Origin of the sequence: Streptomyces sp. NBC_00234, from assembly GCF_036195325.1 — a bacterium.
Taxonomy (GTDB): Bacteria; Actinomycetota; Actinomycetes; order Streptomycetales; family Streptomycetaceae; genus Streptomyces.
Window position 1 is genome coordinate 4,274,743 of sequence record NZ_CP108101.1, and the last position, 23,068, is coordinate 4,297,810.

General features: G+C 67.0%; 16 protein-coding genes, 1 tRNA gene, 1 other RNA gene and 3 pseudogenes. 8 read left to right on the forward strand and 13 right to left on the reverse strand.

From position 1 onward, the window contains the following. The first annotated feature begins 20 nt into the window (after window positions 1–20). Complete coding sequence (gene cobN, locus OG230_RS18735; RefSeq protein WP_328904880.1) at window positions 21–3,626, forward strand: cobaltochelatase subunit CobN; 3,606 nt, start codon at window positions 21–23, stop codon at window positions 3,624–3,626. A gap of 99 nt (window positions 3,627–3,725) precedes the next feature. On the opposite strand, the gene OG230_RS18740 is transcribed toward cobN, so the two are convergent. The 3 genes from OG230_RS18740 to OG230_RS18750 form a co-directional block, all read right to left on the reverse strand. Further along, the gene (locus OG230_RS18740) at window positions 3,726–5,414 is read right to left on the reverse strand and encodes a lysyl oxidase family protein (RefSeq protein ID WP_328904881.1); all 1,689 of its coding nucleotides are present in this window, start codon (window positions 5,412–5,414) and stop codon (window positions 3,726–3,728) included. A 278-nt stretch (window positions 5,415–5,692) separates the two neighbouring features. Further along, a complete protein-coding gene (locus OG230_RS18745) occupies window positions 5,693–6,586 on the reverse strand; it encodes an alpha/beta fold hydrolase (protein ID WP_328904882.1) in 894 nt (297 codons plus the stop codon). Then, window positions 6,583–7,215: a carotenoid oxygenase family protein gene (locus OG230_RS18750; RefSeq protein WP_328911444.1), complete on the reverse strand. Its 633-nt coding sequence runs from the start codon at window positions 7,213–7,215 to the stop codon at window positions 6,583–6,585. The genes OG230_RS18745 and OG230_RS18750 overlap by 4 nt, the downstream gene beginning before the upstream one ends. On the opposite strand from OG230_RS18750, the gene OG230_RS18755 reads away from it, so the two are divergent. Continuing rightward, the gene (locus OG230_RS18755; RefSeq protein WP_328904883.1) at window positions 7,147–7,776 is read left to right on the forward strand and encodes a TetR/AcrR family transcriptional regulator; all 630 of its coding nucleotides are present in this window, start codon (window positions 7,147–7,149) and stop codon (window positions 7,774–7,776) included. The genes OG230_RS18750 and OG230_RS18755 overlap by 69 nt on opposite strands. A 150-nt stretch (window positions 7,777–7,926) precedes the next feature. On the opposite strand, the gene OG230_RS18760 is transcribed toward OG230_RS18755, so the two are convergent. Further along, entirely contained in the window at window positions 7,927–8,088 is a 162-nt protein-coding gene (locus OG230_RS18760) for a hypothetical protein (RefSeq protein WP_328904884.1), read from the reverse strand. Window positions 8,089–9,151: 1,063 nt separating this feature from the next. On the opposite strand from OG230_RS18760, the gene OG230_RS18765 reads away from it, so the two are divergent. The 3 genes from OG230_RS18765 to OG230_RS18775 all read left to right on the forward strand — a co-directional run bounded on the left by OG230_RS18765 (window position 9,152) and on the right by OG230_RS18775 (window position 12,927). Beyond that, window positions 9,152–9,637 (forward strand): hypothetical protein, encoded by a 486-nt coding sequence (locus tag OG230_RS18765; RefSeq protein ID WP_328904885.1) that lies wholly within the window; start codon window positions 9,152–9,154, stop codon window positions 9,635–9,637. A 9-nt stretch (window positions 9,638–9,646) separates the two neighbouring features. After that, a complete protein-coding gene (locus tag OG230_RS18770; protein WP_328904886.1) occupies window positions 9,647–12,337 on the forward strand; it encodes an HD domain-containing protein in 2,691 nt (896 codons plus the stop codon). Between the two features lie 170 nt (window positions 12,338–12,507). Continuing rightward, window positions 12,508–12,927, forward strand: a complete 420-nt coding sequence (locus OG230_RS18775; protein ID WP_328904887.1) for an SHOCT domain-containing protein — start codon at window positions 12,508–12,510, stop codon at window positions 12,925–12,927. A gap of 178 nt (window positions 12,928–13,105) precedes the next feature. Here the strand turns inward: OG230_RS18775 and OG230_RS18780 are convergent, their stop codons facing one another. Then, window positions 13,106–13,486 (reverse strand): DUF5955 family protein, encoded by a 381-nt coding sequence (locus OG230_RS18780; protein WP_328904888.1) that lies wholly within the window; start codon window positions 13,484–13,486, stop codon window positions 13,106–13,108. A gap of 2 nt (window positions 13,487–13,488) precedes the next feature. Beyond that, a complete protein-coding gene (locus OG230_RS18785; RefSeq protein ID WP_328904889.1) occupies window positions 13,489–15,372 on the reverse strand; it encodes a hypothetical protein in 1,884 nt (627 codons plus the stop codon). A 234-nt stretch (window positions 15,373–15,606) separates the two neighbouring features. Between OG230_RS18785 and OG230_RS18790 the strand changes: the two genes are divergently transcribed. Then, window positions 15,607–16,170 (forward strand): HD domain-containing protein, encoded by a 564-nt coding sequence (locus tag OG230_RS18790; protein WP_328904890.1) that lies wholly within the window; start codon window positions 15,607–15,609, stop codon window positions 16,168–16,170. On the opposite strand, the pseudogene OG230_RS18795 reads toward OG230_RS18790, so the two are convergent. Then, window positions 16,158–16,514 (reverse strand): annotated as a pseudogene (locus OG230_RS18795) (NUDIX hydrolase); the annotation flags it as partial. The gene OG230_RS18790 and the pseudogene OG230_RS18795 sit on opposite strands and share 13 nt — an antisense overlap. Before the next feature lie 63 nt (window positions 16,515–16,577). Then, window positions 16,578–17,867 (reverse strand): annotated as a pseudogene (locus OG230_RS18800) (IS256 family transposase). 79 nt (window positions 17,868–17,946) lie between these two features. Here OG230_RS18800 and OG230_RS18805 point away from each other — a divergent pair. Then, window positions 17,947–18,444 (forward strand): annotated as a pseudogene (locus OG230_RS18805) (tyrosine-type recombinase/integrase); the annotation flags it as partial. 91 nt (window positions 18,445–18,535) lie between these two features. On the opposite strand, the gene OG230_RS18810 reads toward OG230_RS18805, so the two are convergent. The 5 genes from OG230_RS18810 to OG230_RS18830 form a co-directional block, all read right to left on the reverse strand. Beyond that, on the reverse strand, window positions 18,536–20,020 hold the full coding sequence (locus OG230_RS18810) for an SAVED domain-containing protein (protein ID WP_328904891.1): 1,485 nt from the start codon (window positions 20,018–20,020) through the stop codon (window positions 18,536–18,538). Further along, window positions 20,020–20,940: an AAA family ATPase gene (locus OG230_RS18815; protein WP_328904892.1), complete on the reverse strand. Its 921-nt coding sequence runs from the start codon at window positions 20,938–20,940 to the stop codon at window positions 20,020–20,022. The genes OG230_RS18810 and OG230_RS18815 overlap by 1 nt, the downstream gene beginning before the upstream one ends. 31 nt (window positions 20,941–20,971) lie before the next feature. Beyond that, window positions 20,972–21,487, reverse strand: coding sequence for an HORMA-1 domain-containing protein (locus OG230_RS18820; protein ID WP_328904893.1), 516 nt, complete (start codon window positions 21,485–21,487; stop codon window positions 20,972–20,974). A 2-nt stretch (window positions 21,488–21,489) separates the two neighbouring features. Beyond that, on the reverse strand, window positions 21,490–22,488 hold the full coding sequence (locus tag OG230_RS18825; protein ID WP_328904894.1) for a CBASS oligonucleotide cyclase: 999 nt from the start codon (window positions 22,486–22,488) through the stop codon (window positions 21,490–21,492). 229 nt (window positions 22,489–22,717) lie between these two features. Continuing rightward, window positions 22,718–22,805 (reverse strand) — tRNA-Ser (locus OG230_RS18830). Between the two features lie 133 nt (window positions 22,806–22,938). On the opposite strand from OG230_RS18830, the gene ffs reads away from it, so the two are divergent. Continuing rightward, window positions 22,939–23,033: signal recognition particle sRNA small type (gene ffs, locus OG230_RS18835), an RNA gene on the forward strand. The last annotated feature ends 35 nt before the right edge of the window (window positions 23,034–23,068 follow it).

Here is a 23,068-nt window from a genome sequence, read left to right on the forward strand (position 1 = left end):
CGAGGAAGGCTTGACGCAGCATGATTCTGCTTCTGTCGACGTCCGACACCGACCTGCTGAGCGCACGCGCATCGGAAGGCCCGGTCAGCTACCGCTACGCCAACCCCTCCCGGCTCCCGCTCGACACCCTTCCCCAGCTCCTCGACGGCGTGGACCTCGTGGTCGTCCGCCTGCTCGGCGGCGTACGCGCCTGGCAGGACGGGCTCGACCAGCTGCTCGCCACCGGCCGCCCCGTCGTCGTGCTGACCGGCGAACAGGCGCCCGACGCCCAGCTGATGGCCGCCTCCACCGTCCCGATCGGGATCGCCGCCGAGGCGCACGCCTACCTCGCGCACGGCGGCCCCGCCAACCTGGCGCAGCTGGGCCGGTTCCTGTCCGACACCGTCCTGCTCACGGGACACGGCTTCGACCCGCCCGCCCCGGCCCCGGCCTGGGGCCCGCTGGAGCGGACCGCCCGCCCGATGGACGAGGACGCGCCCACCATCGCGGTGCTCTACTACCGCGCCCACCACATGAGCGGGAACACCGCGTTCATCGACTCCCTCTGCTCGGCCGTGGAGGACGCGGGGGCCCGCCCCCTGCCGCTGTACGTCGCCTCGCTCCGTACCCCCGAGCCCGAGCTCATCGACGAACTCCGCGCCGCGGACGCCATCGTGACCACGGTCCTCGCCGCGGGCGGCACCCGGCCCGCCGAGGCATCCGCGGGCGGTGACGACGAGTCGTGGGACGCGGGCGCGCTGACCGGCCTCGACGTACCGATCCTGCAGGCGCTCTGCCTGACCGGTTCGCGCAGCGACTGGGAGGACAACGACGAGGGCGTCTCCCCGCTGGACGCCGCGAGCCAGATCGCGGTCCCGGAGTTCGACGGCCGGCTGATCACCGTGCCGTTCTCCTTCAAGGAGATCGACGAGGACGGCCTGCCCGCGTACGTCGCGGACGCCGAACGCGCCGCGAGGGTCGCCGGAATCGCCGTACGGCACGCGAGGCTCCGCCACATCCCGGCCGCCGAGAAGCGGATCGCGCTCGTCCTCTCCGCGTACCCGACCAAGCACTCCCGTATAGGCAACGCGGTCGGTCTCGACACCCCCGCCAGCGCCGTCGCGCTCCTGCGCAGGCTCAGGGCCGAGGGGTACGACTTCGGCCCCGAGGAGGAGATCCCCGGCCTCGTCTCCGGCGACGGCGACGAGCTCATCTACGCCCTGATCGAGGCCGGCGGCCACGACCAGGAGTGGCTCACCGAGGAGCAGCTGGCCCGCAACCCGGTCCGGATTCCGGCGGCCGACTACCGCCGCTGGTTCGCCACGCTGCCGGCCGAGCTGCGCGAGGCCGTCGAGCAGCACTGGGGCCCGGCCCCCGGCGAGATGTTCGTGGACCGGTCGCACAACCCCGAGGGCGACATCGTGCTCGCGGCCCTGCGCCGCGGCAATCTGCTCGTCCTCATCCAGCCGCCCCGCGGTTTCGGCGAGAACCCGATCGCGATCTACCACGACCCCGATCTGCCGCCCTCGCACCACTATCTGGCCGCGTACCGCTGGATCGCCGCGTCCGCCGAGGACAAGGGCTTCGGCGCCGACGCGATGATCCACCTCGGCAAGCACGGCAACCTGGAGTGGCTGCCCGGCAAGAACGCCGGACTCTCCGCGGCCTGCGGCCCCGACGCGGCCCTGGGCGACCTGCCGCTGGTGTACCCGTTCCTGGTGAACGACCCCGGCGAGGGCACCCAGGCCAAGCGCCGGGTGCACGCCACCCTTGTCGACCACCTCGTGCCGCCGATGGCCCGCGCCGACAGCTACGGCGACATCGCCCGGCTGGAGCAGCTCCTCGACGAGCACGCCCAGATCGCGGCGATGGACCCGGCGAAGCTCCCGGCGATCCGCGCACAGATCTGGACCCTCATCCAGGCCGCGAAGCTCGACCACGACCTGGGGCTCGAAGACCGGCCCGAGGACGAGGGCTTCGACGAGTTCATCATGCATCTCGACGGCTGGCTCTGTGAGATCAAGGACGTCCAGATCCGCGACGGTCTGCACGTCCTGGGCGGCGCCCCGACCGGCAAGGAGCGCGTCAACCTGGTCCTGGCGATTCTGCGCGCCCGGCAGATCTGGGGCGGTACGGCGTCGCTGCCCGGCCTGCGCGAGGCCCTCGGCCTCGACGAGTCGGCGGCCACCCGCACCGCGGCCGACGAGATCGAGGAGCAGGCCCGCGCCCTGGTCCAGGCGATGGAGGACGCGGACTGGGAGCCGTCGGCGGTGGCGGCCGTGGCCGCGGGACTGCCCTCGGCGGTCGCCGACATCCTCGACTTCGCCGCCCGTGAGGTCGTCCCGCGCCTCGCCGCGACGACCGACGAACTCGACCACACCGTGCACGCGTTGAACGGCGGGTTCGTGCCCGCCGGTCCCTCCGGGTCCCCGCTGCGGGGTCTGGTCAACGTCCTGCCGACGGGCCGCAACTTCTACTCCGTCGACCCGAAGGCCGTCCCCTCCAAGCTCGCCTGGGAGACCGGACAGGCCCTCGCCGACTCGCTGCTGGAGCGCTACCGCGCGGACAACGGCGACTGGCCCACCTCGGTCGGTCTGTCGCTGTGGGGCACCAGCGCGATGCGCACGGCGGGCGACGACATCGCCGAGGCGTTCGCGCTGCTCGGGGTCCGCCCGCTGTGGGACGACGCCTCGCGCCGAGTCACGGGCCTGGAGCCGATCCCGTACGAGGAGCTCGGCCGGCCGCGCATCGACGTCACGCTGCGCATCTCCGGCTTCTTCCGCGACGCGTTCCCGCACACCATCGGCCTCCTCGACGACGCGGTGCGACTGGCCGCCTCGCTCGACGAGCCCGCCGAGCGGAACCACGTACGCGCGCACACCCAGGCCGATCTGGCCGAGCACGGCGACGAGCGCCGCGCCACCACCCGTATCTTCGGCTCCCGCCCCGGCACGTACGGCGCGGGTCTGCTCCAGCTCATCGACTCGCGGGACTGGCGCACCGATGCCGACCTCGCCGAGGTGTACACGGTGTGGGGCGGCTACGCGTACGGCCGTGAGCTGGACGGACGTCCGGCCCGCGACGAGATGGAGACCGCGTACAAGCGCATCGCCGTGGCCGCGAAGAACACCGACACCCGTGAGCACGACATCGCGGACTCGGACGACTACTTCCAGTACCACGGCGGCATGGTCGCCACGGTCCGCGCGCTGAAGGGCACCGCCCCGGAGGCGTACATCGGCGACTCGACGCGCCCCGAGACGGTCCGCACCCGGACGCTGGTCGAGGAGACCTCGCGCGTCTTCCGGGCCCGGGTCGTCAACCCCAAGTGGATCGAGGCGATGCGCCGCCACGGGTACAAGGGGGCCTTCGAACTGGCCGCCACCGTCGACTACCTCTTCGGGTACGACGCGACGACGGGCGTCGTCGCCGACTGGATGTACGACAAGCTCACCGAGACGTACGTCCTGGACCCGACGAACCGCGAGTTCCTCCAGCAGGCCAACCCCTGGGCGCTGCACGGCATCGCGGAGCGCCTCCTGGAGGCCGAGTCGCGCGGGATGTGGGCCAAGCCCGACCCCGCGGTCCTCGACGCCCTGCGCAAGGTCTTCCTGGAGACGGAAGGCGACCTGGAGGGCGAGGACTGAGACCGGCGCCCGGCGCCGAGCACGCGTACGGCCCCTGGGAACCGTCGGTTCCCAGGGGCCGCCGCATGCCGTGCGTGCCGTGCTCGTGGTGGAGCAGGGTCAGTTGGCGTTCACCAGGTCGTGCGCGGGCACCTTCACCGTGCGTGCGCCCGGCGTGCCGCCCAGGATCACCTTGCGCAGGGCGCTGTTGTTCTTGAGGTTGGTCTCCTTGAGCCGCTTCTCCGGGTTGGCCAGCACCTGGATGTAGTAGGTGCCGTTCGCGAGACCGGTGATGTCGAAGGACTGGCCGGGCAGGTCCTGCGTGTAGGTGTCGCCGGATCCCACGTCGAGGACCTCACGCACGGAGATCGAGTTCTCCTGGCCGCACGCGGTCGAGAGGTCGGTGTTGTCCGGGTGCCAGTTGGCGTTCTTCACCGTGTAGTCGACGGCGTCGGTGTTGGCCAGGCAGAACGCCTCCTTGCCGCTGCGCACCGTCTCCTTCTTGTCGGCCTTGAGCAGCCGATAGCTGGCGAAGTCGGTGAAGTGCCAGTGCTCGTGGCCCGGGCGGGGGTCCCACTCCATGGTGCCGGTGGGCGTGTAGCCGACCTGCTTGCCCTTGGCGTCGTAGAAGTACTGGTAGGCGTCCATCAGCTTCTTGCCCGGGGAGCGGAAGCCGTCCACCACGAGCTGCGCGGGGCCGGCGTTCCACACGTTGGCGCTGAAGGCGAGGTAGTCCTTGCCCTTCACGTTCTGCTCGCCGTCGCTGACCGTGATGCCGTAGGCCGGCAGCGAGCGGAGGTCCGGCTTGGGGACGTCCGGGACGCTCGCCTTGCCCTTCGGCCGCGCCGCGTTGGGCGCGACGGCGGGAGCCTTCCTGGAACCGTCCGTCTGCCCGGGGGCGTCACCCATGGCCGACGCCCGCAGCGCGCTCTTCTTGAGCGACCAGGGGAGAGCCGGCGGTGCGGGGGTGTGGGGTCCGTGACCCACGTTGTACGAGGGACCGGCGCCGCTCGTCGCGGAAGCGGGGGCCGGTGAGCGCATCGCACCGTGACCGGCGTGCCCGGCCATGGGGGACGCGCCGCTCCGCAGGCCCTCCGAGCCGCCCTCCTCATAGCTGCGCTCGCGGACCGTCACCTTGATGGTCCGGGGCTGGTCGGCGATGCCGAAGAGGTCGCGGTACTTCTTGGTCACGGAGACCTTGGCGGTGTACTTGCCGGGCTTCAGGTCGACCGGAGCGCCGTAGTAGCCCGCGTACGTGTTGGACGCCCAGCCGTTCTCGACGCCCCACACCGAGCCCAGGGTGAACGGGTTGACGGGGCAGCTCTCCGGGTACTTCGACGTGGACGGGGCGTCGGGACGTACCCGCCCGGAGGCGTTGTTCGGGCAGAAGGCTTCCGTCCGGTTCGCCACGGCCTTGCCGGCCGCGTCGGTGATGACGATCCTGGCGAAGCCCGGGAGCCCCGCGAAGTCCTTCACCACGCCGCGGGGAAGAGTCTTGGTCCGGGTCTTCTTCCCCTCGCGGATGATCTGGGTGGCGACGACCGGGTCCTTGTACGACTTACGGGTCACCTTGAGCTCGAAGGGCCCGTTCTCGGCGGTGACGTACGTACCGAGGTCCAGATAGACGCCGGGGTCTTCCTTCCACGAGTCGAGAGTCACCGACGTGGAGGCCGCGATGAGGCTGAGCTTCGGCGTGGTCGACGCCTTCTCGGCTTCGGGCGCGGCTGCCACGACTCCGGCGGTCACGGTGATGGCCGCGGCTGCGGCCATCGTCGAGCGCCACAGACGGGTCTGGCGGGATGTGGTCATTTTCCCCGTACTCCGTTTCTTGCACGGATTCCGCATACCTGCTGGGAGCGGAACTGTTTCCCCGGCTGTGGAGAGTCGGCGAACGGCATCAGAGGTTGTCTGCGGACCCAGGAGTCACCCATCGTTGGCCGAAAAGCGAAGCGAATACGTGGGATCAAGCCGTAGTGCGGCGGTTTCCGAGGTGCGGGGTGCTCGGGTGTAGTAATGCGGACCTGTGGCCGCCGTCGCTCCACCGCGTCGACGGTCAAGTGCGTCGTGCCAGAGCGAGGTCGGGCAGCTCACCGCGGCCTCCGGGGTGAGCCCGCGAGGTGGACGCGAAGGAGCCTGGCCACTTCCTGGGCGGCCTCCTCCGGAATCCAGTGGCCGATACCGGCCAGGGTGCGGAAGGTGTACGGGCCGGTCACGAACCTGCGCGTGAGCTCGGCGCCCGTGCGGCCCAGCGCGGGGTCGCGGTCGCTCCGCACGAACAGGGTCGGGACGGCGACCTTGGCCAGACGGCCCGGAGGGTTGAACGGCATGGCCCGGTACCAGTTGAGGGCCGGGGTGAGGGCGCCCGAGTTCACCAGGAAGTCCATGTCCCTGAGGAGGCGTGCCTCGGTCTGGCCGGCAGCCATCCGCCGCGCGGCGGGGCGGGGCCCGGCGGCCGGGTTGATGCGGCGTACGAACAGCTCGGGCAGCCAGGGGAGTTGGATGAAGAACATGTACCAGGACATCAGGAGCTGACGGCTGGTGAAGAGGGCCCGCATGAAGGCGGCGGGATGGGGGACGGACAGGGCGGTCAGGGTGGCGACCGTGTCCGGCCGGGTGGCGGCGAGTGTCCAGGCGACCGCGGCGCCCCAGTCGTGCCCGACGACGTGCACCTTGCCGTCGCCGGGTTCGGCCGCCTCGATGAGGGCGAGCACGTCCTCGGTGAGATGGGACAGGCGATAGGCGAACCTGCCGCGCGGCCGGGCCCGGGCCGAGTAGCCGCGTTGGGTGGGCGCCAAGGTGCGGTACCCCGAGGTGTGCAGCAGCGGTGCGAGCAGGTCCCAGGAGCTCGCCGTCTGAGGAAACCCGTGCAGGAGCACCACGACGTCCCCGTCGAGCGGACCCTGGTCGACGACGTCGAACACCAGGCCGCCGCGCTCGAAGGACGTGAGCCGGCGCCCGCCGGTGCCGCGTCCCGCCGTCATGAGTGGATCCACTGGCCGTGGAAGGTGTAGCCGAGGCTTTCGGGGACGGGCAGCGTGCAGACAGGTCCGTCGGCGACGGACTCGGCGTCGAAGACGACGATGTTCGTGTTTCCGGGGGCGAGGTCGGTCTCGTACGCGATGAGCCAGCCCTGCTCGTCGAGCCGGCCGCGGTCGCGGGGGACGAAGAGGGGCTCGCCGACCAGATGGCCGGGGCCGTAGTCGTGGAGGTCGGCCTCACCGCGCTCGGTGTCGTAGCGCGCGACCGCCGAGAACGCCACGCCCGCTGTGGCGTCGCCGCCGGCGGCGCCGTAGACATTGCGGTGGGCGGTGGTGGAGCGGCGGGGGTCGATGGTGGGCCACTCGAGGGGCAGCCCGTGGAGCTGGTGGGCCTCGACCGTGCCGGAGGCGCCGACGCGGTAGCGCCACAGGCGGCCGACGGGGAAGCAGGACGGGTCGGTGAGATGGCTCAGGCTGGAGATGGCCTCGTGCATGACGGTCCAGGACCGGAAGCGGACCAGATCGAAGAAGATGTCGTCGCCGTCGTCGTAGGCACCGGCGAAGTGCCACTGGAACCACGGATCGGCTTCGACGGTACGGACCGGGCCACCGTCCCGGGGGACGAGCAGGATGCGGGTGGGGGCGCCGAGGCGGTGACCGTCCGCGAGGTGGCCCGCAGGGCGGGCGTCTCCCCTTCGGCACCCTTCCGGCACTTCTCCGACCGGGCCGCACTGCTGGCCGCGGTCGCCGAGGCCGTCGCGATGGATTTCGGTGCGATCCAGATGGCGGCGGTGGAATCGGCCGACTCCATCCCGTTCCGGGCCCTGGGCACCGCGTTCGTGCAGTACGCACTGGACCACCCGCACCGGTTCGCGCTCCTGCGAGGCGCCCTCTTCGGCGCGACCAGGACACCGGCCCTGGAGGAGGGGCACCGCGCCTTCACCGGCGGAATCGTCGAGCTGGTCATTGCCGGACAGCGGCGCGGCGAACTGCGGCAGGCCGATCCCGAACTGATCAGAATCGCCGCTCAGGCAGTGTCCTACGGCCTCTCGCAGATGTTCGTCGACGGCTACCTCGACGCTTCACGGGCCGACGTACTGATCAACCAGGTCGTCGACCTGTTCGGCCTGGGCGTACTCGCGCCCGACAGCGACGCCCGCGCATACGAGGGCGGGGGCGACGAAGCCTCCTGATTCCCGAATGAGCCTCTACGGCTGACCTGGGAAAGTCGACCCGCCTCCCTCTCCGTCTGCCGCTCCCGGTGCCGGTCGTCATCGACCTGGCCGAGCCGGTCAAGCCGCTCGGCGTGTGCGTCGCCTGCAATGACGGTGCCGAGTCGGGGCTCAGAGGCCGTCCAGCACGTTGTTGACCAGGTCCACGACCCGGTACTTCACCTGGTGCCACCGGTTGCAGTACCGCTTCGGCCGCCACCAACGGCCCTGCTTGATCGGCCGCTTGCACCACTTGCACGGCTTCCGCCGCAGCGTGACGTCCAGTCCCCCCATGCCGCGACCTTAGCGGCACTCCGTAAAGGGAAGATCATGGATTCATGGCCCGCACCGGCCCCGTCGTCCGACTCCCGGACGGCACCTGTCGGTGTCCTCACCGCGGTCGCCGCGAACCTCGCGCTGCTCGCGTTCTTCGCCGCCGCCTGACCCAACCCCTGCGCCAGCACAGCAAGGGCTGAGGCAACGTCGAAGGGCCCCGCAGCAAGCTGCGGGGCCCTTCGACGTATTGCCCGGTGAGAGCAATGGCGGAGGATACGAGATTCGAACTCGTGAGGGGTTGCCCCCAACACGCTTTCCAAATGTTCGTCTGGGGGTTCGGCGGAGATCGTAGGTGTCTCGACCTGCGGCGGAGTGGTCGGGACTACTCCGTCTGGACGGGTCTGGACGGGGGTGAATGCAACCAGTACTGCAACCGCCGAGCAGGTCTGCCGTGGACCACGCTAAATGCGCGCCGCGTGTTGTGTCACGGAGGGGCATGGCCATGACTCCGTTGTGCACAAGGGGATGGTTTCCTGCGTGGCCGTTCCCCGTGCTGACGAAGATGCGCCGAGGCAGTGGGCCACAGGGGAACGACGTAGCACCCCGGTCGGCCGAAGCCGGTCGAGGCGCTGCACCCGACTCGAACCCACAACCAGCGGATTAAAAGTCCTGGCGGGGTCCTGCCGGGACTTCCGTCAGCTTCCGCACTGTTCCAGAAACGCCTGGTCGGAGGCGTGAAACATCCCGGCAAGTCCAGAACCGTGCGCGTCGTGCCAGCACGTCCGCTCACGCATCGCTCACGCATCCAGGTCCCCGGTGACGAGGGCCAGGTCAGAATGTCCAGGGGCTCAGGGTGAGACAAGAGCATTATGACGAAGGCTCGATGGCACTTGGGCCGAGTAGGCGATGCCCAGGCTCCACTTGCTGCCACACCACTCCGGGTACGTGCTCACGATCGCCCGCAACTTGGTTGGGGGAGGTCCTGCGGTACGTACCGGTCCGGCACATGTGTCTCGGCAACTCGGGCCGCTCAGCGACCTTGTTGGCCTATGCTGATGGCCGGTCAGACGGGTGGGGGGCGATGGCAGCGCCGGATGAGACGAGGCCAGAAGCAAGGACCGAGCGACACGAGTTCGCGCTAGAACGGTACCGGTACATTCTGCAGCAGATCCATGCAGTGAATGAGAACGCGCACCGCTTCCTTGCGATCTATCAGACGCTTGCTACCACTCTGGTCGGCGCGACTCTTGCGCTCTTTGTTGGGTACCGCAACTGGGGGGTGGCACCAGCCACCGCCCGGGGTGGAGTGATTGGGCTACTGACCCTCACTACGGTGGTCGCCGCATTCACTGTCACGCTGATAGTGGTGGGTGCCTTCGCCTGGCTCGACTACCGCAACGAAGAGTGCGACATCACCGATGAGATGGTCGGGCCGGGCTTTCGTAAGCGCCCACGTCCAGGCAACCTCACGCGTTGGTACGAAACTTACGTGCTGTTGTTCATCGCCGTCTCGGTGATCACTATGTGGGTGCTTGCCGGATTCTTTATTCTGCCGGCAATGAGGTGACCGTTCCCAGTGTCCGAGCACGACTTCGCCAGCACACCCCTGTGGCAGGAGACCCTTGCCGTGCGTCCGCGCAAGGACGATCACCACAGCCAACGGGAGCGATTGCGCGCGTCGTATCTGGCGCTGCGAGACAATGCGGCTGTACTGCTCGCGGAGAATGCGCGCAGTTTGCCCGACTTCACGGTCCATGACATCAGCCACGTGGACGCGCTGTGGGAGACGGCCGGTCTCATGTGTGGTAGCCAGGTCGGGCTGAATCCGGCTGAGGCATACGTGCTGGGCTGTGCCTTCGCGCTGCACGACGCCGCGATGGGGGCGGCGGCATACGGGATGAGTGTGCCCGAAGCGCTGGGCCAACAGCGGTGGCGTGATCTGGTGTCAGTCGCCTACTTTCACCGGCAGGGATGTTGGCCGGATCAGGAGCAACTGGACGCCCCACCTGCCGAGATCGCCGAAGCGTGTCAGGCCACCGCTATCCGCGAAACGCATGCGGAGCAGGCCCGGCAGCTGGTGGATCAGCCGTGGCGGTCCAGTGCGGGCAACGAGATCTTCCTCATCCAGGACGTTCAACTCCGCGAAGCGTACGGTCCGCTAATCGGTGATCTGGCAGCCAGTCACTGGTGGTCAGTGGACAAGCTTGCCGATCAGTTCCGCCAGCCGAAAGGCTCGCTGACCTGGCAGCCAGCGGAGTGGACCATCGAGCCGCTTAAGCTGGCCTGCATCCTCCGGCTTGCCGACGCAACCCAGATCGACAGCCGCCGCGCCCCAACGTTTCTGTTCTCCCTGCGTAAGCCGCAAGGTATCGCCCGTGCACACTGGCGGTTCCAGGAACACATCAGCCGCCCACACCTGGACGGCGACCGGATCACTTACACCTCGCTGCGCCCATTCCCCCCACACGACGCTACTGCCTGGTGGCTGGCCTTGGACTACCTGCGGAGCATCGACCAGGAGTTGAAGAAGGTCGATGCCCTCCTCTACGACCTCAACCGCAACCGACTCGCGGCTCGCGCAGTTGCCGGAGTTGATTCCCCCGAGCGCTTCGCTGAACTGTTCCCGGTGTCGGACTGGCGGCCCATTGATGCCACGGTCAAGGTCAGCGATGTCCCTGCTCTGGTAGAAACACTGGGCGGAGAGCAGCTGTACGGCAAGGAACCCGAGGTGGCCGTTCGCGAGCTGATCCAGAATGCCCAAGACGCCGTCCTCGCTCGCCGCGCTGTAGAACCCGACTTCACCGAGGGCCGTATCGACGTACGTCTCATCGAGACCGACGGTTCCTGGTGCCTGGAGATCTGCGATAACGGCATCGGCATGGACGAGGAGACCCTCGTCCGTGGACTGCTCGACTTCGGAACTAGCGGCTGGAGTTCCACCCGCATCCGCAGTCGGCTCCCTGGTCTGGCCAGCGGTGGATTCCAGCCCACGGGCCGGTTCGGCATCGGCTTCTTCTCTGTCTTCCTGCTCGGCAGCCACGTCGAACTGATCACCCGTCGCTACGATGCCTCTGTGGCAGACGCACGCCGACTAGCCTTCGACAGTGCAGCTCGGCGGCCGCTACTCACGCCACTGGCCGAACGCGGCCGCGCCGCGCCGGGCACAACTGTGCGCGCCATGCTCAAGACGAATCCCTACGACATCCAGGGGCTCCTCACCAGGACCAGCGACGACAGGCTTGGTCAGCTCATCCGACGGCTGGTCCTGGAGAACACTGTCCCAATCCGCATTTGGGAGCCGGACGCAGCCGAACCTGAGACGATTCATCCCTTCACACTGGACTCGGGAGCACCAGATGAAGTCTTCGATCGCCTCTACCCATCCCTGACCGACAGCTGGCGCGTCGGTCAAGAGAAGCAGCGCCTCGAATTACGCGACGCCTTCGTCGAGAGGGCAACAGAATTACTGGACGAATCAGGACGGCGCATCGGACTGGCCACACTCTGGACCGACCTGAATTTCCAAGGGCGAGGCGACTTTCGTGGGATCGTCCCAGTGAGCGGCTTTCTGGCTGACCAGACATACGCCTTCGCGGGATATCTCGCCGGCCAGCCCAGCCGGGCCTCGCGGGACAAGGCAGGTCTCGTCGCCAATCAGGATCAGATTCGTCGATGGCTGCGCACCCAGGAAAAAAAGCTGCGCGATATCGGGCACTTCGGCGACGCGGTTCAGCTGGAACTTGCCAGCATGTTGCACAATGCGTTCAAGTGTCTGTCTGACGACATCGCCTTTGCCATAACGGCACAGGGTCTGCTCTGCCCGGCAGACATCGCTGCATGGGCCACGCAGCGGAACGAAGTCTTCATCGCCTCAGGGCCGAACGTGGCCGTCAGAACCCGACCTCCGCAGGTTTATCACTACCTGTCCGGACGAAATGTTGTGCTCCCTAACAACTGGGTTGTCCTCTCTCAGAGATCAGCTTATCCGCCACTGGCTGACGCATTCCCGGATATCCTGAATCGTGATACCGAATACGAGTTCGCGCGCAACCATTCAACGCTCACGTGGGAAAAGCTCTGGTGGCGCATGTCAGGCGGCCTTTACGGGCCGTTCATGCATGCCCTATGCAAAGCGTGGTCCTGCACTATCGAGGCACTCCTTGCCCCTGTCGAGCAGCGCCACTGGTCGGACTCCTGCTGCCTGGATGATGAGTCACTAGATCCTGTCTGGGGCTACCTACTCAAGCGGCCTACCAACACCAGTTGAAAGCAACTGAATTCGTTCGCACAACTTGGTGCGACGGGGCGCTCCGTGGGGACCGCCCCGGACTTCGGCCTTCGACATCGCGCGCGGAGGCTACTCGTTGGCAGCCAAGTAGCTGAGGCCGAGGCACGTGGGCCTTGGCTAACTAGATGTCCAGGGGGAGGATTGGTGTCATGGACGCAGGAAGAACCGGGCGGACTCTCCGGATCACATATCAAGGGCCGCCAATGCTGGCCGGTGTCCTCGCGCAGATCCTTAGAGAGGACGGTCAGTGCGAGGTCGACTTCGAGCCGCCACAGGAGACCCGGGATGCCTTGGGTGCTGCTGGCCTTGCCGTTGCCACGGTGCAGTTTCTTGTACAGACGTCCGGAATGGATGATCGAATTAAGGAAGCGATCAACAAGTTCCTTCAAAAGTTCAGCAGGGCTCAACCGCAGGTCCAAATCGATGGGGAACCGACGGCGAGCGACGAGCTGGCTACATCGTCTATTGCTGACGAACTTGCCAAGCTGGCGTCACTACACGCTGATGGTCACTTGACCGACCAGGAGTTTTCGGAAGCCAAAGCGCGAGTCCTTCAACGTGGCTACTGAGGCGTGAACGCGTGAACTCCCCGAATGTCGACGGCGACTGCTTGCACCGCAGAGGGTAGTCAGCATGGCGTCAGCTGCCTCGTTGTGGACTCGCTGGTCTTCCTTGACGCTCAAGCTTCTTCTCTGAGCCGCTAACCGGGTGCTGTACGCAAACATCGTCGCCCAGGCCATCCGGAGCTCAACCCACGAGTGCTGTGATGGCGTTCCTAAGCGTCCCGACGAGCGAGGCCAGGGACGCTACCGATCCGATCGCGAGGCTCAGCATTTCCAGGGTCTCGGTGAGCCGGCGGGCATCCGGGGCGGGGCTTTGCAGTTCTTCGTCAATCCTGGCGACGGCCTGCCGGCAACCGTCAATGCTGTGCACCTCCCCTGCGTGCGCGTCCAGTGCCGCCGTGAACTCGGCGAGGCTGGCCTGCGCGGCCAGAAGCCTGGGATCGTCGGCCCCTCCGCCCGCGACGTGGACCTGCCGCATGTCGCCGCCGACCCTGCCCGTGTTGACCTGGTTACTGCTACCGGTGACGTGGGTGCCGCCGCTGTCGCTTCCTCGCCCAAATCGCATGACTATCCTGCTTTCTCAGTTCCGTCTGTTGGACCGGGCGAGTTGCCTTGCTGGTGCATGCTCCCGCCCAAGTTCCCGGTGTTGACCTGGTTGTTGTCGCCGCTGATGAAGTTCTGCGTGATGGCGACGGCCTGACGCTGAAATTCCCCGATGGCGAGCCCGTGGTCAGAGAGGAATGCGCCCACGGTGCTGAACATGCGTGTCTGCAGGATCGACACGTAGCGTTGTACGTCCTCTGTCTGATGCATGTCCTCGGTCGTGACACGGCTGCAGTGCTCCCGCAGACTCACTGGCATCCCGTCGTCCTTCTGCGGCACGATCGCGGCGGCTGTGACGGCTGCACTCAGGAGCCCGAGGCCGCGCCCAATGATGTTGTAGAGCCGTACAGCCAGTTCAACAGTGTCGCCGCAGGCATGGAGCGGAGCTTCGGCCACCTTCCTCGCGAGCTCCCATCCCTTGGCGGGCCCTGCATCCACCGAGGGAAGAAGAGGCGCAAGGACATGAGGGCGGGTGACAAAGTGGAGGGTGTTTCCCTCCAGCGCGGCATGCGCGAAGACAGTGACGACGATCTGGCCATCCCAGCTGACGACTTGGGCGGCAAGGTACCTGCGGGAGAAGTGTCCGGTCGGCGCCTCCCGGGCCTCAGTACACATCTCCGTCGCCTCCGGCCACTCGGCCTTGGCGTTGCCATCGACGTCGCGGCTCAGCTTCTTCCATCGGTTCTGGGGGATGCCGAGGAACTCGGCCACGTCGCAATTTGGCAGCGCGTGAGTCTCTACGAGAACCCCACTCAGGTCCTCCAACTCGTCCCGCACCTTGTCAAGCAGTTCGTCGGCCTCGAACTTCTGGTATCCATCGAGGTCGGTGTCGCCGACCTCACTCAAGGGCTCCTTGCCCTCGTCGGTGACGCGGGCTGATGCCAGCTGGATTCGGGTTGCGCCCCTCCGCCATGCGTCGAGACCGGCGCCGACGAAGCGGTCGGCCCTTCCCTCGTTGCGGTACCCAATGGTCTGCCACTGTTCAGTGACCGCGCACTCGTCGATCTTCCTGGCTGCGAACGGGGCAAGATTGGGACGCTTGGCGATGTTTGCACGGCCAGGACGCAGCGACTGCAGGTAGGCATGGCAAGCCCAGCGGTCCAGCAGATACACCGCAGTCGCAGCGATCAGCAGGTGTGGCGCGACGTGCAACCCGTCGGTCGCGGCTTCGCGCAGCATCGGGATACGCGGTCTGGCGAGGGTCCATAGAACAAAGACAGCTGCCGCGAGAAGAGCCGTTGACACCAGCGAGCGGAATCCCCACTGCAAGATCGCCTGGCCCCGGCGTCCACCGATTAGCTGCCAAAGCAGCATCGCAACAGCGACCGCGGCCAGCCCTCGCGGGTGGAGGACGCCCAGGTAGAACAGCGCTGACACCAGTGCCGCGCCGCGTAGCCGTTGCTGTCGCCGTGCCGCGATGCTGTGCGTAAGCACGGGTGCCAGCCCGAACCCGAAGGATGGTGCTGGGCGCTTCCGCGCATAGAGCACGTTCTTCAAGGCCCACTGCGCAAGGAACTCGCCAGTGAACTCGTCCAGGGCTCTGATGGGACGTGGCGCCCTTCCCTGCATCCTGTCCTGCCACCGCCCGAGCCAGTCCCCCGCCTGTCCTATCCGGTTGACGCGCTCATGCATAGCGCCGGCCAGGTCCCGCGTCACCGAGTTGGTCGCTGGGACTAGATCCCGCTGCGCGTATTCAGCCCGGACCGGCAATTGCCCGGGGATATAGGCGAGTGGCGTGCCGCTACGACTGTCCACAGGTATCCCCGGTACGGCTTCTTGCTCCTGCGCCCCGTCGCAATTCGGACTGATCCCGTTGGGCGACACAGCACGCCATCGCAGCAGCGGCATCTGCCACCTCCCCCGAGGAACCGCTCGTGAAGCCCTCACCCTGTGGCACGGAGCACTAGCTTCACCGGGAAACGCTTGCCTATGGCCGATTAGCGCCCTCCCATCGGCTGACACGTTGCGAATCAGGTTGGCCTTGAGCGTTCTGCCGAAACCTCCGCGCCCTCGGGCGTCAGGCTGCGAGGCTGCTTGGCACGCTTCGGAATGTGCTGCCCTGTACCGGGGAAGGTCCAAGCCATGAACGGAGCACTGTCAAAGTGGGCGCGTCAGGTGGCCGAAGCTGAGCTGAGTGATCCGCTTCCTCGTCGATGGGCGCACTCGCAAGGCGTCGGCCGGCGCGCGGCCGAACTGGCGGGGGTCCTGGGCGATGACGCGGACCTGCTGGTTTCTGCCGCTGTGCTGCACGATGTGGGCTACGCTCCGCGGCTGGCCGTGACCGGGTTTCATCCGCTGGATGGGGCCCGGTTCCTTCGTGACGTCCATGGTGCGGATGAGCGGTTGGTGCGGTTGGTGGCGAACCACTCGTTGGCGTTGCTGGAGGCTGAGGAGCGCGGGTTGCGGAGCGCGCTGGAGGCCGAGTTTCCGTTGCTCGACGATCACCGGCTCGTGGATGCCTTGGTGTACTGCGACATGACGACGACGCCCGATGGAGAACGCACGTCCGCCGAGGCCCGGCTGACGGAGATCACGGACCGTTACGGCGTGGACAGCGTGGTGGGGCGGTTCATTCGTCGGGCATCGCCGGAGATCCTTGCCGCTGTGGAGCGGGTGGAGACGGCGCTGGCGGCTCAGCCCAGGTAGGGGTACGTGCCGGCGAGGTAGTCGCCGATCTGTTGACGCATGCTGGGGTGGATGTCGTACTGGTCGAGGTCGGTCGGCTGGATGAAGCGGACTCCGTCGGCCTCGTCGTTGATGGTGGGCTCGCCTCCGACGGGGCGGCCGATGTAGGTGTTCTCGTACTGCTGGCGGATTTCGCCGTCGGTGTAGGCGACGATGTGGTTCGGGTTGGTGTAGACGCCCAGGAAACCGGTGATCTCGGCGACGATGCCGGTCTCCTCCAGGCATTCCCGTACCGCGCACTGTCCCGCCGTCTCACCGATGTCCTGAGCGCCACCCGGCAGGGCCCACTGGCCCGTATCGCGGCGCGGGAGTGTCTTTTTCTTTGTGTATGCCCTGGTGTTGACGCTTGTTCTGAGCTGTAGCTGTTGCTACTGGTTCTCGGTGACGCGGTCCCCGTAGAAGCCGGCGAGGGTGTTGATGGCTTCCTTCCAGTTGCGGGTGCGGCCGGTGACGTTGGGGCGGTTGGGCTGGCGGTCGCGGATGACGAGGTAGAGGACTTTGAGGGCGGAGTCGTCGTCGGGGAAGTGTCCGCGTCGGCGGGTGGCCTGGCGGAAGCGGGCGTTGAGGGACTCGATCATTGGTGGTGTAGACGATCTTGCGGATCTCGGGCGGGAAGCGCAGGAACATGACGAAGTGTTCCCAGTTGCGGCGCCAGACTCCGATCAGCGCGGGGTAGCGGTCGCCCCATTCGGCCTCGAATTCGGCGAAGCGGGTTTCGGCTGCATCCGCGTTGGCGGCGGTGTAGACGTGGCGGAGTTCCTTGGCGATCTGCGCCCAGTACTTGGTGGAGGCGTACTTGAGGCTGGCGCGGACCATGTGGACCACGCACAGCTGCACATCGGCCTGCGGCCAGGTGTTCTGGATCGAGTCCGGCAGCCCTTTCAGCCCGTCGCAGCAGGCGATCAGGACGTCTTCGACGCCGCGGTTGCGGAGCTCGGCCAGCCAGGTCTTGGCGCCTTCGCCGCCCTTGCCGACCCACATGCCCAGCACATCCCGCTCGCCTTCGAGGTTGATCCCGACCGCGCGTATACGGGCCGGTTGGCGACCGCGCCGTCTCTGATCTTCACGACGATGGCGTCGATCATGACGACGGCGTAGACGCGGTCCAGCGGCCGGTTGCGCCAAGCCTCCAGTTCCGTACTGACCTGGTGGGTGGCCCGGGAGATGAGGTCGCGGGAGACCTCCATGTCGTAGATCTCGGACAGATGGGCCTGGATCTCCCCGGTCGTGAGCCCCTTGGCGTACAGAGACAGGATCGCCGCGTCGAAGCCCTGGACCCGGCGGGTGTGTTTGGGCACGATCTGCGGCGTGAAGTCGCCGGCCCGGTCCCGTGGCACCTCCAGCTCTACCGGCCCGACGTCGGTGAGGACCGTCTTGCGGGAGGTCCCGTTACGGGAGTTACCCGACCCTGCACCGGCCGAATCTCCCTTCTCGTAGCCGAGATGCTCGCTCATCTCGGCCTCCAGCGCCCCCTCCAGGACCAGCTTCACCAGCCCCTTGAGCAGCCCGTTCTCGCCGACCAGGTTCAGGCCCTCGCTGCGAGCCCGGGCTACCAACTGCGCGGCCAGTTCCCGGTCCAGCTCGGTCAGTCGTGCCAACTCGGCCCCCGTGCGTACGATGTTCGCGCTGTCGCGCGGGCGCTCGTCTTTGATGCCCATCAGTGATCCTTCCCGGCAGAGGCCACACCTCATGCCAGACGGGTCACACCTGGGCATACGCAATCTTTAGGACAGTCCCCGCTGTGGGCGCAAGCCCGGCTTCTGCCCTCAGAAGGTCAATACCCGCCGCGAGACCAAGAACGTGAAGTCACGCGCCGGTCAGCGGCCCATCGGTGTCCCGGGTGAGTTGATGGAGCTACTCCGTTTGCACAAGGAGGAACAGGATCGCGAGCGGAAGCGCGCACGCGATCTGTGGACGGAGAAGGGGTACGTCTTCACCTCGCCGACCGGCGAGCCCCTGAACCCGAACACGGACTTCCATAAGTGGAAGGACCTGCTGAAAGCGGCAGAAGTCCGCGACGGCCGCCTCCACGACGCCCGCCACACCGCGGCGACCGTCCTACTGATCCTCGGCGTCTCTGACGCGGTCGTGGACGGAATCATGGGCTGGGAACCGGGCAAGTCGGCCCGGATGCGCCGCCGCTACCAGCACCTGACCAGCCGCGTCCTCAAGGACACCGCCGACAAGATCGGCGGGCTGCTTTGGCCCCGGGCTGGTGATCCCCCCGCCGCCTGACCCCACTGCTGCAGGTGGGCCATGCGGGCTCCGATCGCCAGCGGTCGGAGCCCGCACTCGGCAAGGTCCGGTGCCCTTGGGCTTGAGCCTCCTATGCCTCTACGGTGAATGCCGCTTCGTATCCGTCACCGATCTTGATGTCCTCGTACACCACGGTCTGACACAGCCGGTTCCATCGGTTGCCCAGTAGAACAGCAAGTCCCATCGGGCAGGCGAGGAAGAGGTGCATGCGCTGAACTCGGCGAGTGGAGCGGCGGAGATGATCGCGGATGCCCACTGCCAAGGCGTTGGCGGCGGTGCTGCCATGGACGGAGCCGTCATTCGCCTTACCGCTCGGCGGGGCGAAGACGATGAGCTTACCGACCGGGAGGTTCTGCTCGAGCAGGTACTCCAGGACGTCGCTGGTGATCTCCGTCGCGACCGCGATGGCGACAGCGATCTCGTCGCCTTGGCCAATCTCGTACTCAGCGACTTCCGGGGCCAAGGGGGTCTCGAACGGGTCGTTGGTGGACCAGAGCTCGCTGCCGGCCCTCCCCCGCTGCAGCGCTGCCAGGTCGGTCCCTGTGACCATGCGGAAGGTGGTACCAACCAGGAAGGCTGGCGCTAGACGGATGCTGCCCGTGACGGAGACGGCGGTCGTACCGGCGGGGAGGCGCCCGGGCGCGGCCTCAATGTCCGCCTGCAGCTGGGCCCAGGTATTCGGCGACAAGGGTCGACGCTTTGTGTACTCGGATTCGCTTTCGAAGCGGTCAACCCAATCAATGGCGTGGTCGGCGTCCGGGGCCATCGGGTCTGGCTTAAGAGTGGCGATCGACAGGACGGCCCGAGCGGGGCCGACCTCCAGGCCCAACTCGGTGACGGCACTCTCGACCATGGCCAGCGTGAGCTCGCGCTGGCCATCGCGGACCATCTTGGCGACCCATCCGGCTCCCGCCTCCAACGCCCGCTGGTCGTTGTGTAGACCCGCGACGGCCATCAACAGCTGCAGATATTCCTGGTACTTGACCATGTTCACTGACAGGTCGAAGTGCAGAACCGACAGCAGGTCGAGGAGCTCGGCCTCGGTTAGAGCTGCTTCCTCGGCCCACCGGGCACGGGCCTTGGCGCGATCCGACTTGTCTCCGCCGACGCCTGCCTTTGGCATCAGAAGCCCGGTGCGGGCATCGCAGACCTTCACCAGATCATCAGCAGGATCGGCCGCCCGGTTGGTGACCAAGTGCAGTTCGACGCTGCCGCCGTCTGCGGTCAACTGCTTCCACGTCCTGGCGATCTTCTTGAGAATCGACGGGCCACCGCTGTTGCTGGGCTTGGTCAGGTATTCCACGTTGACCGGTGTGGCGCTGTCGACCGCGTACTTGACCTGCTTGTAAGTGCTCGGAGGAACATCGCGCAGCATGACGACGTCGTCGAGATTGCCGACGCCGTCAAGCTCGACGCCGACGGCGCGCACAGGGTTATGCGAACGGGCGGCGTTCTCTCGGAGGAGGGTCAGGCATGCCTCCCAGGCGACTAGCCATTGGTAATAGTCACCGGTGGTGCGGACGCTGGTGGGGCCGGGGGCGGGGAGGTGGGCCATCAGCGCTCCTCGGTGAAGATGGGGGTGGGCTCCATCTCCTCGGCAAGGGCGAGGAGGTCCTCGTCCATGACGGGCCGCTCGGGGAAGGCACGGAAGACAGCTGCCGGGACCAGGCGCTGGGTGAGGTCGGAGAAGGTATAGCCGGGGCGGCCCTCAGTAGGGCCGGTGAGCACGACTACCTTGCGGACGGTCTCCGGTCGGATGCCGAGTCCGTCGAGAGCCTGAGTGAGGACTGCGTGGCGTTGCTCGTCGCTGGGGCGGGTGAAGGTGAATGTGGCCGCGGCGCGGCGCATGACGGCCGGGTCGAGGGCGCCGACCCGGTTGGTGCACAGCACGATGACGACCGGGAGCGCGGCGCCGGTCAAGCCGTCGATGCCGGCCAGGAACGCGTCGACGCCGGCGCGATCCTCATGGTGCATCTGTTGGGCCTCGCGGGACTGCACCAGGGCGTCCGCCTCGTCGACGACAAGAAGCTGCACTGCGCGTGCTCCCCCAGAGCCCGACGCCCGCTTGCCCACTGTGTGCATGTGGGTAAAGGCGTCTCCAATGAGCGAGGTCATCTCGCCGACCAAGCCGCTGCCGCGGGTAGCGAGCTTGAGCCGGTATAGGTACACCGGCAGATCGAGCCAGTCGGCGAGGTCGCAGCCGAAGGATTCGGCCAGCGCGGACTTGCCGGAGCCGACGTCGCCTGCGAAAACGAACAGCGGCGCCCGGTCTGCGAACAGAGCGAGAGCGGCGACGTCGCCACCGTGGTACTGCGCGGCCCAAGACCGAAGCCGGCGCGGATCCGCGAGGAGCGCGGCTTCCTTGCGCAGGCGCAGCTTCGTCTCGTCCAGGCCGATCAAGCGGTCGTAGCGGGCGCGTCGGGTGGGCTCGGGCAACTCGATGACGGGGTGGAACAGGTCGTCCTGGCTGGTCACGTGCTCGTTCCTCCTGCTCAAAGGCTTCGGACTAGTAAGCGACGTAGACGTCGCGTGAGACTCCAGTGCCGTTGCGGGCGTAGCCGTGCCCCGTGGTGCCGGTGCCCGCGACGGCACTCGGGGCGGTGCCGGTCGTCCGGGAGATCGGCAGGGCCTCCTTGACCCCGGCCTTCTGGCTGCTGGTCAGGAGCCAGAAGGCAGAGCTGTAGTCCAGGAAGCTATGAAAGGTGTAGCCGGTGAGGTCGACCGCGTCAGGGAAGCTGCCTGGCCGGGAGTCGATGAGCTGGCCGCCGGCCGTGGCCTTATAGCGCAGGCGGAACTTCCAGGCGTTGGTTGCCGTGTCGCGGAAGCCGTAGTCGACGGTGTCGAGATAGCCGTCGCGCAGGAGCAGGGCGACCTCCTCGGCGAACTTCTCGATTCTCTCGAGGGAGGGCTCGCCGTAGAGGTTGTACAGCAGGCGCAGGTCCGCGGCGACTCTGCCTCCGACGTAGCGGGCATCGGTGATCGTGAACGAGCCGGAAGCGGATCTGGAGTACGAGCCGGTCATGGTCACTCTCCCGGGAAGGTGGGGCCGAACAGCTCGCGCCAAAGGTCGAGCGCCTCACTCTTCGTGGTCGCGTAGGCGGCCGTCGTGAGCGTGTCGAGGGTCGTCTTGGCGTGGTTGACCAACCGCTGGCGGTCGAACTCGGTGTAGCCGCGAGCGACGTTATTTTCCGGATTGACCGGGTCCCAGACCTGGATAGGGTCTGTCGTCGCGCTCACCTCGTCGGCCGTGTAGTAGTCGGTGAAGGCGATCGGTGTCTTCAGGCCGGTGCGGACGATGTAGGAGAGGACCTGCTCGATCGCCTGCGGATAGTCGTCAACCTGCAGCGGCTGTCCGTTCCAGCCGACGTCCCAGAGGTGCGCGACCAAGAGTTCAATCAGGAAGGACTTGCAGCGCAGCTGCGGATCGCCCTCCTTGCTCTCCCGGACCCATCCCTTCAGCAGGCGGATAAGCTCCCGGTAGCCGTCGCCGGCCTCCCCCTTGCGCTTTTCGATGAAGCGCAGGTGCAGCGTGACCGAGGTGAGTACCTTGATGCCGCCACTGGTGACCAGGTAGCCCTGGTCGTCCGGCTCGCCGGTGTAGAGCACCGGCACCACGTCGATCTTCAAGCCGGAGCCCCGCATCGTGATACCGACAGCGTGGTCGGAGAGCTTGAAGTCCTCCGCAACCTTCGTCTTGCCATAGACCTCTTTGCAACGCTTCTCCAGCCAGGCTAGTGCCGTCGAGACGTCGATGGCGGGATCGCCGACGCGCAGGTACGCGGCGACATCCGCGTCAGACCCTGTGCCGCGCCTGCGACGGATCGCTGTGTGCTTGGCCGTGCTGCCGGATGCGCGGAGCTTCACGAGGTCGAAGTCTGGGTGGGCTGCGATGTAGTCCTCCAGCCGCTCCCGCAGGTAGTTCACCTGGCGGCGGCGTTCCTTCGCCTCCTCCTTCGGCACGTTCACCTTGTTCTTCGCGTACGCCTTGAGGACCTCGTGGTCGACGTAGCTCTCCCCCGCCATGGCTGTCCGCCCCTTCACCCGAGAAGCCGATCGGTAGGAGAACAGACTTACCACTCACCACCGACAAAGCCGGTCGAAGTTGCGAGGGATGCCTAGGCGCCGGTAGTGGACCGTCTGGCGGGTCCAGGCTGGGCCGCCACACGAACTGCAACCAAAACTGCAACCACCAACGTCGAAGGGCCCCGCAGCAAGCTGCGGGGCCCTTCGACGTATTGCCCGGTGAGAGCAATGGCGGAGGATACGAGATTCGAACTCGTGAGGGGTTGCCCCCAACACGCTTTCCAAGCGTGCGCCCTAGGCCACTAGGCGAATCCTCCGGGGCAAACAATACAAGACGTTGAGGAGTGCTCGCGAACCCGTTCCCCCGGAGACCCTCGGAGATCCATCCGGGGGGTCCCCGAGGATCCGGACAGGTGGACTTCGGGGGGCAGGGATCGGCTAAGGTGGGCGTCAGCCCCTCACGTGGCGCTATCTGACTGAACTCCCCCAGGGCCGGAAGGCAGCAAGGGTAGGTTGGCTCTGGCGGGTGCGTGGGGGGCCCTTGCGTTTCCGGGGGCTTGCCGGGCCGGTGGTGTGCCCG

What these genes read in the sequence shown, in the direction of transcription:
- cobN (WP_328904880.1), top strand. Translation starts at nt 21, where the DNA reads ATGATTCTGCTTCTGTCGACGTCCGACACCGACCTGCTGAGCGCACGC.
- OG230_RS18740 (WP_328904881.1), bottom strand. Translation starts at nt 5,414, where the DNA reads ATGACCACATCCCGCCAGACCCGTCTGTGGCGCTCGACGATGGCCGCA.
- OG230_RS18745 (WP_328904882.1), bottom strand. Translation starts at nt 6,586, where the DNA reads ATGACGGCGGGACGCGGCACCGGCGGGCGCCGGCTCACGTCCTTCGAG.
- OG230_RS18760 (WP_328904884.1), bottom strand. Translation starts at nt 8,088, where the DNA reads ATGGGGGGACTGGACGTCACGCTGCGGCGGAAGCCGTGCAAGTGGTGC.
- OG230_RS18765 (WP_328904885.1), top strand. Translation starts at nt 9,152, where the DNA reads ATGGCAGCGCCGGATGAGACGAGGCCAGAAGCAAGGACCGAGCGACAC.
- OG230_RS18775 (WP_328904887.1), top strand. Translation starts at nt 12,508, where the DNA reads ATGGACGCAGGAAGAACCGGGCGGACTCTCCGGATCACATATCAAGGG.
- OG230_RS18780 (WP_328904888.1), bottom strand. Translation starts at nt 13,486, where the DNA reads ATGCGATTTGGGCGAGGAAGCGACAGCGGCGGCACCCACGTCACCGGT.
- OG230_RS18785 (WP_328904889.1), bottom strand. Translation starts at nt 15,372, where the DNA reads ATGCCGCTGCTGCGATGGCGTGCTGTGTCGCCCAACGGGATCAGTCCG.
- OG230_RS18790 (WP_328904890.1), top strand. Translation starts at nt 15,607, where the DNA reads ATGAACGGAGCACTGTCAAAGTGGGCGCGTCAGGTGGCCGAAGCTGAG.
- OG230_RS18810 (WP_328904891.1), bottom strand. Translation starts at nt 20,020, where the DNA reads ATGGCCCACCTCCCCGCCCCCGGCCCCACCAGCGTCCGCACCACCGGT.
- OG230_RS18820 (WP_328904893.1), bottom strand. Translation starts at nt 21,487, where the DNA reads ATGACCGGCTCGTACTCCAGATCCGCTTCCGGCTCGTTCACGATCACC.
- OG230_RS18825 (WP_328904894.1), bottom strand. Translation starts at nt 22,488, where the DNA reads ATGGCGGGGGAGAGCTACGTCGACCACGAGGTCCTCAAGGCGTACGCG.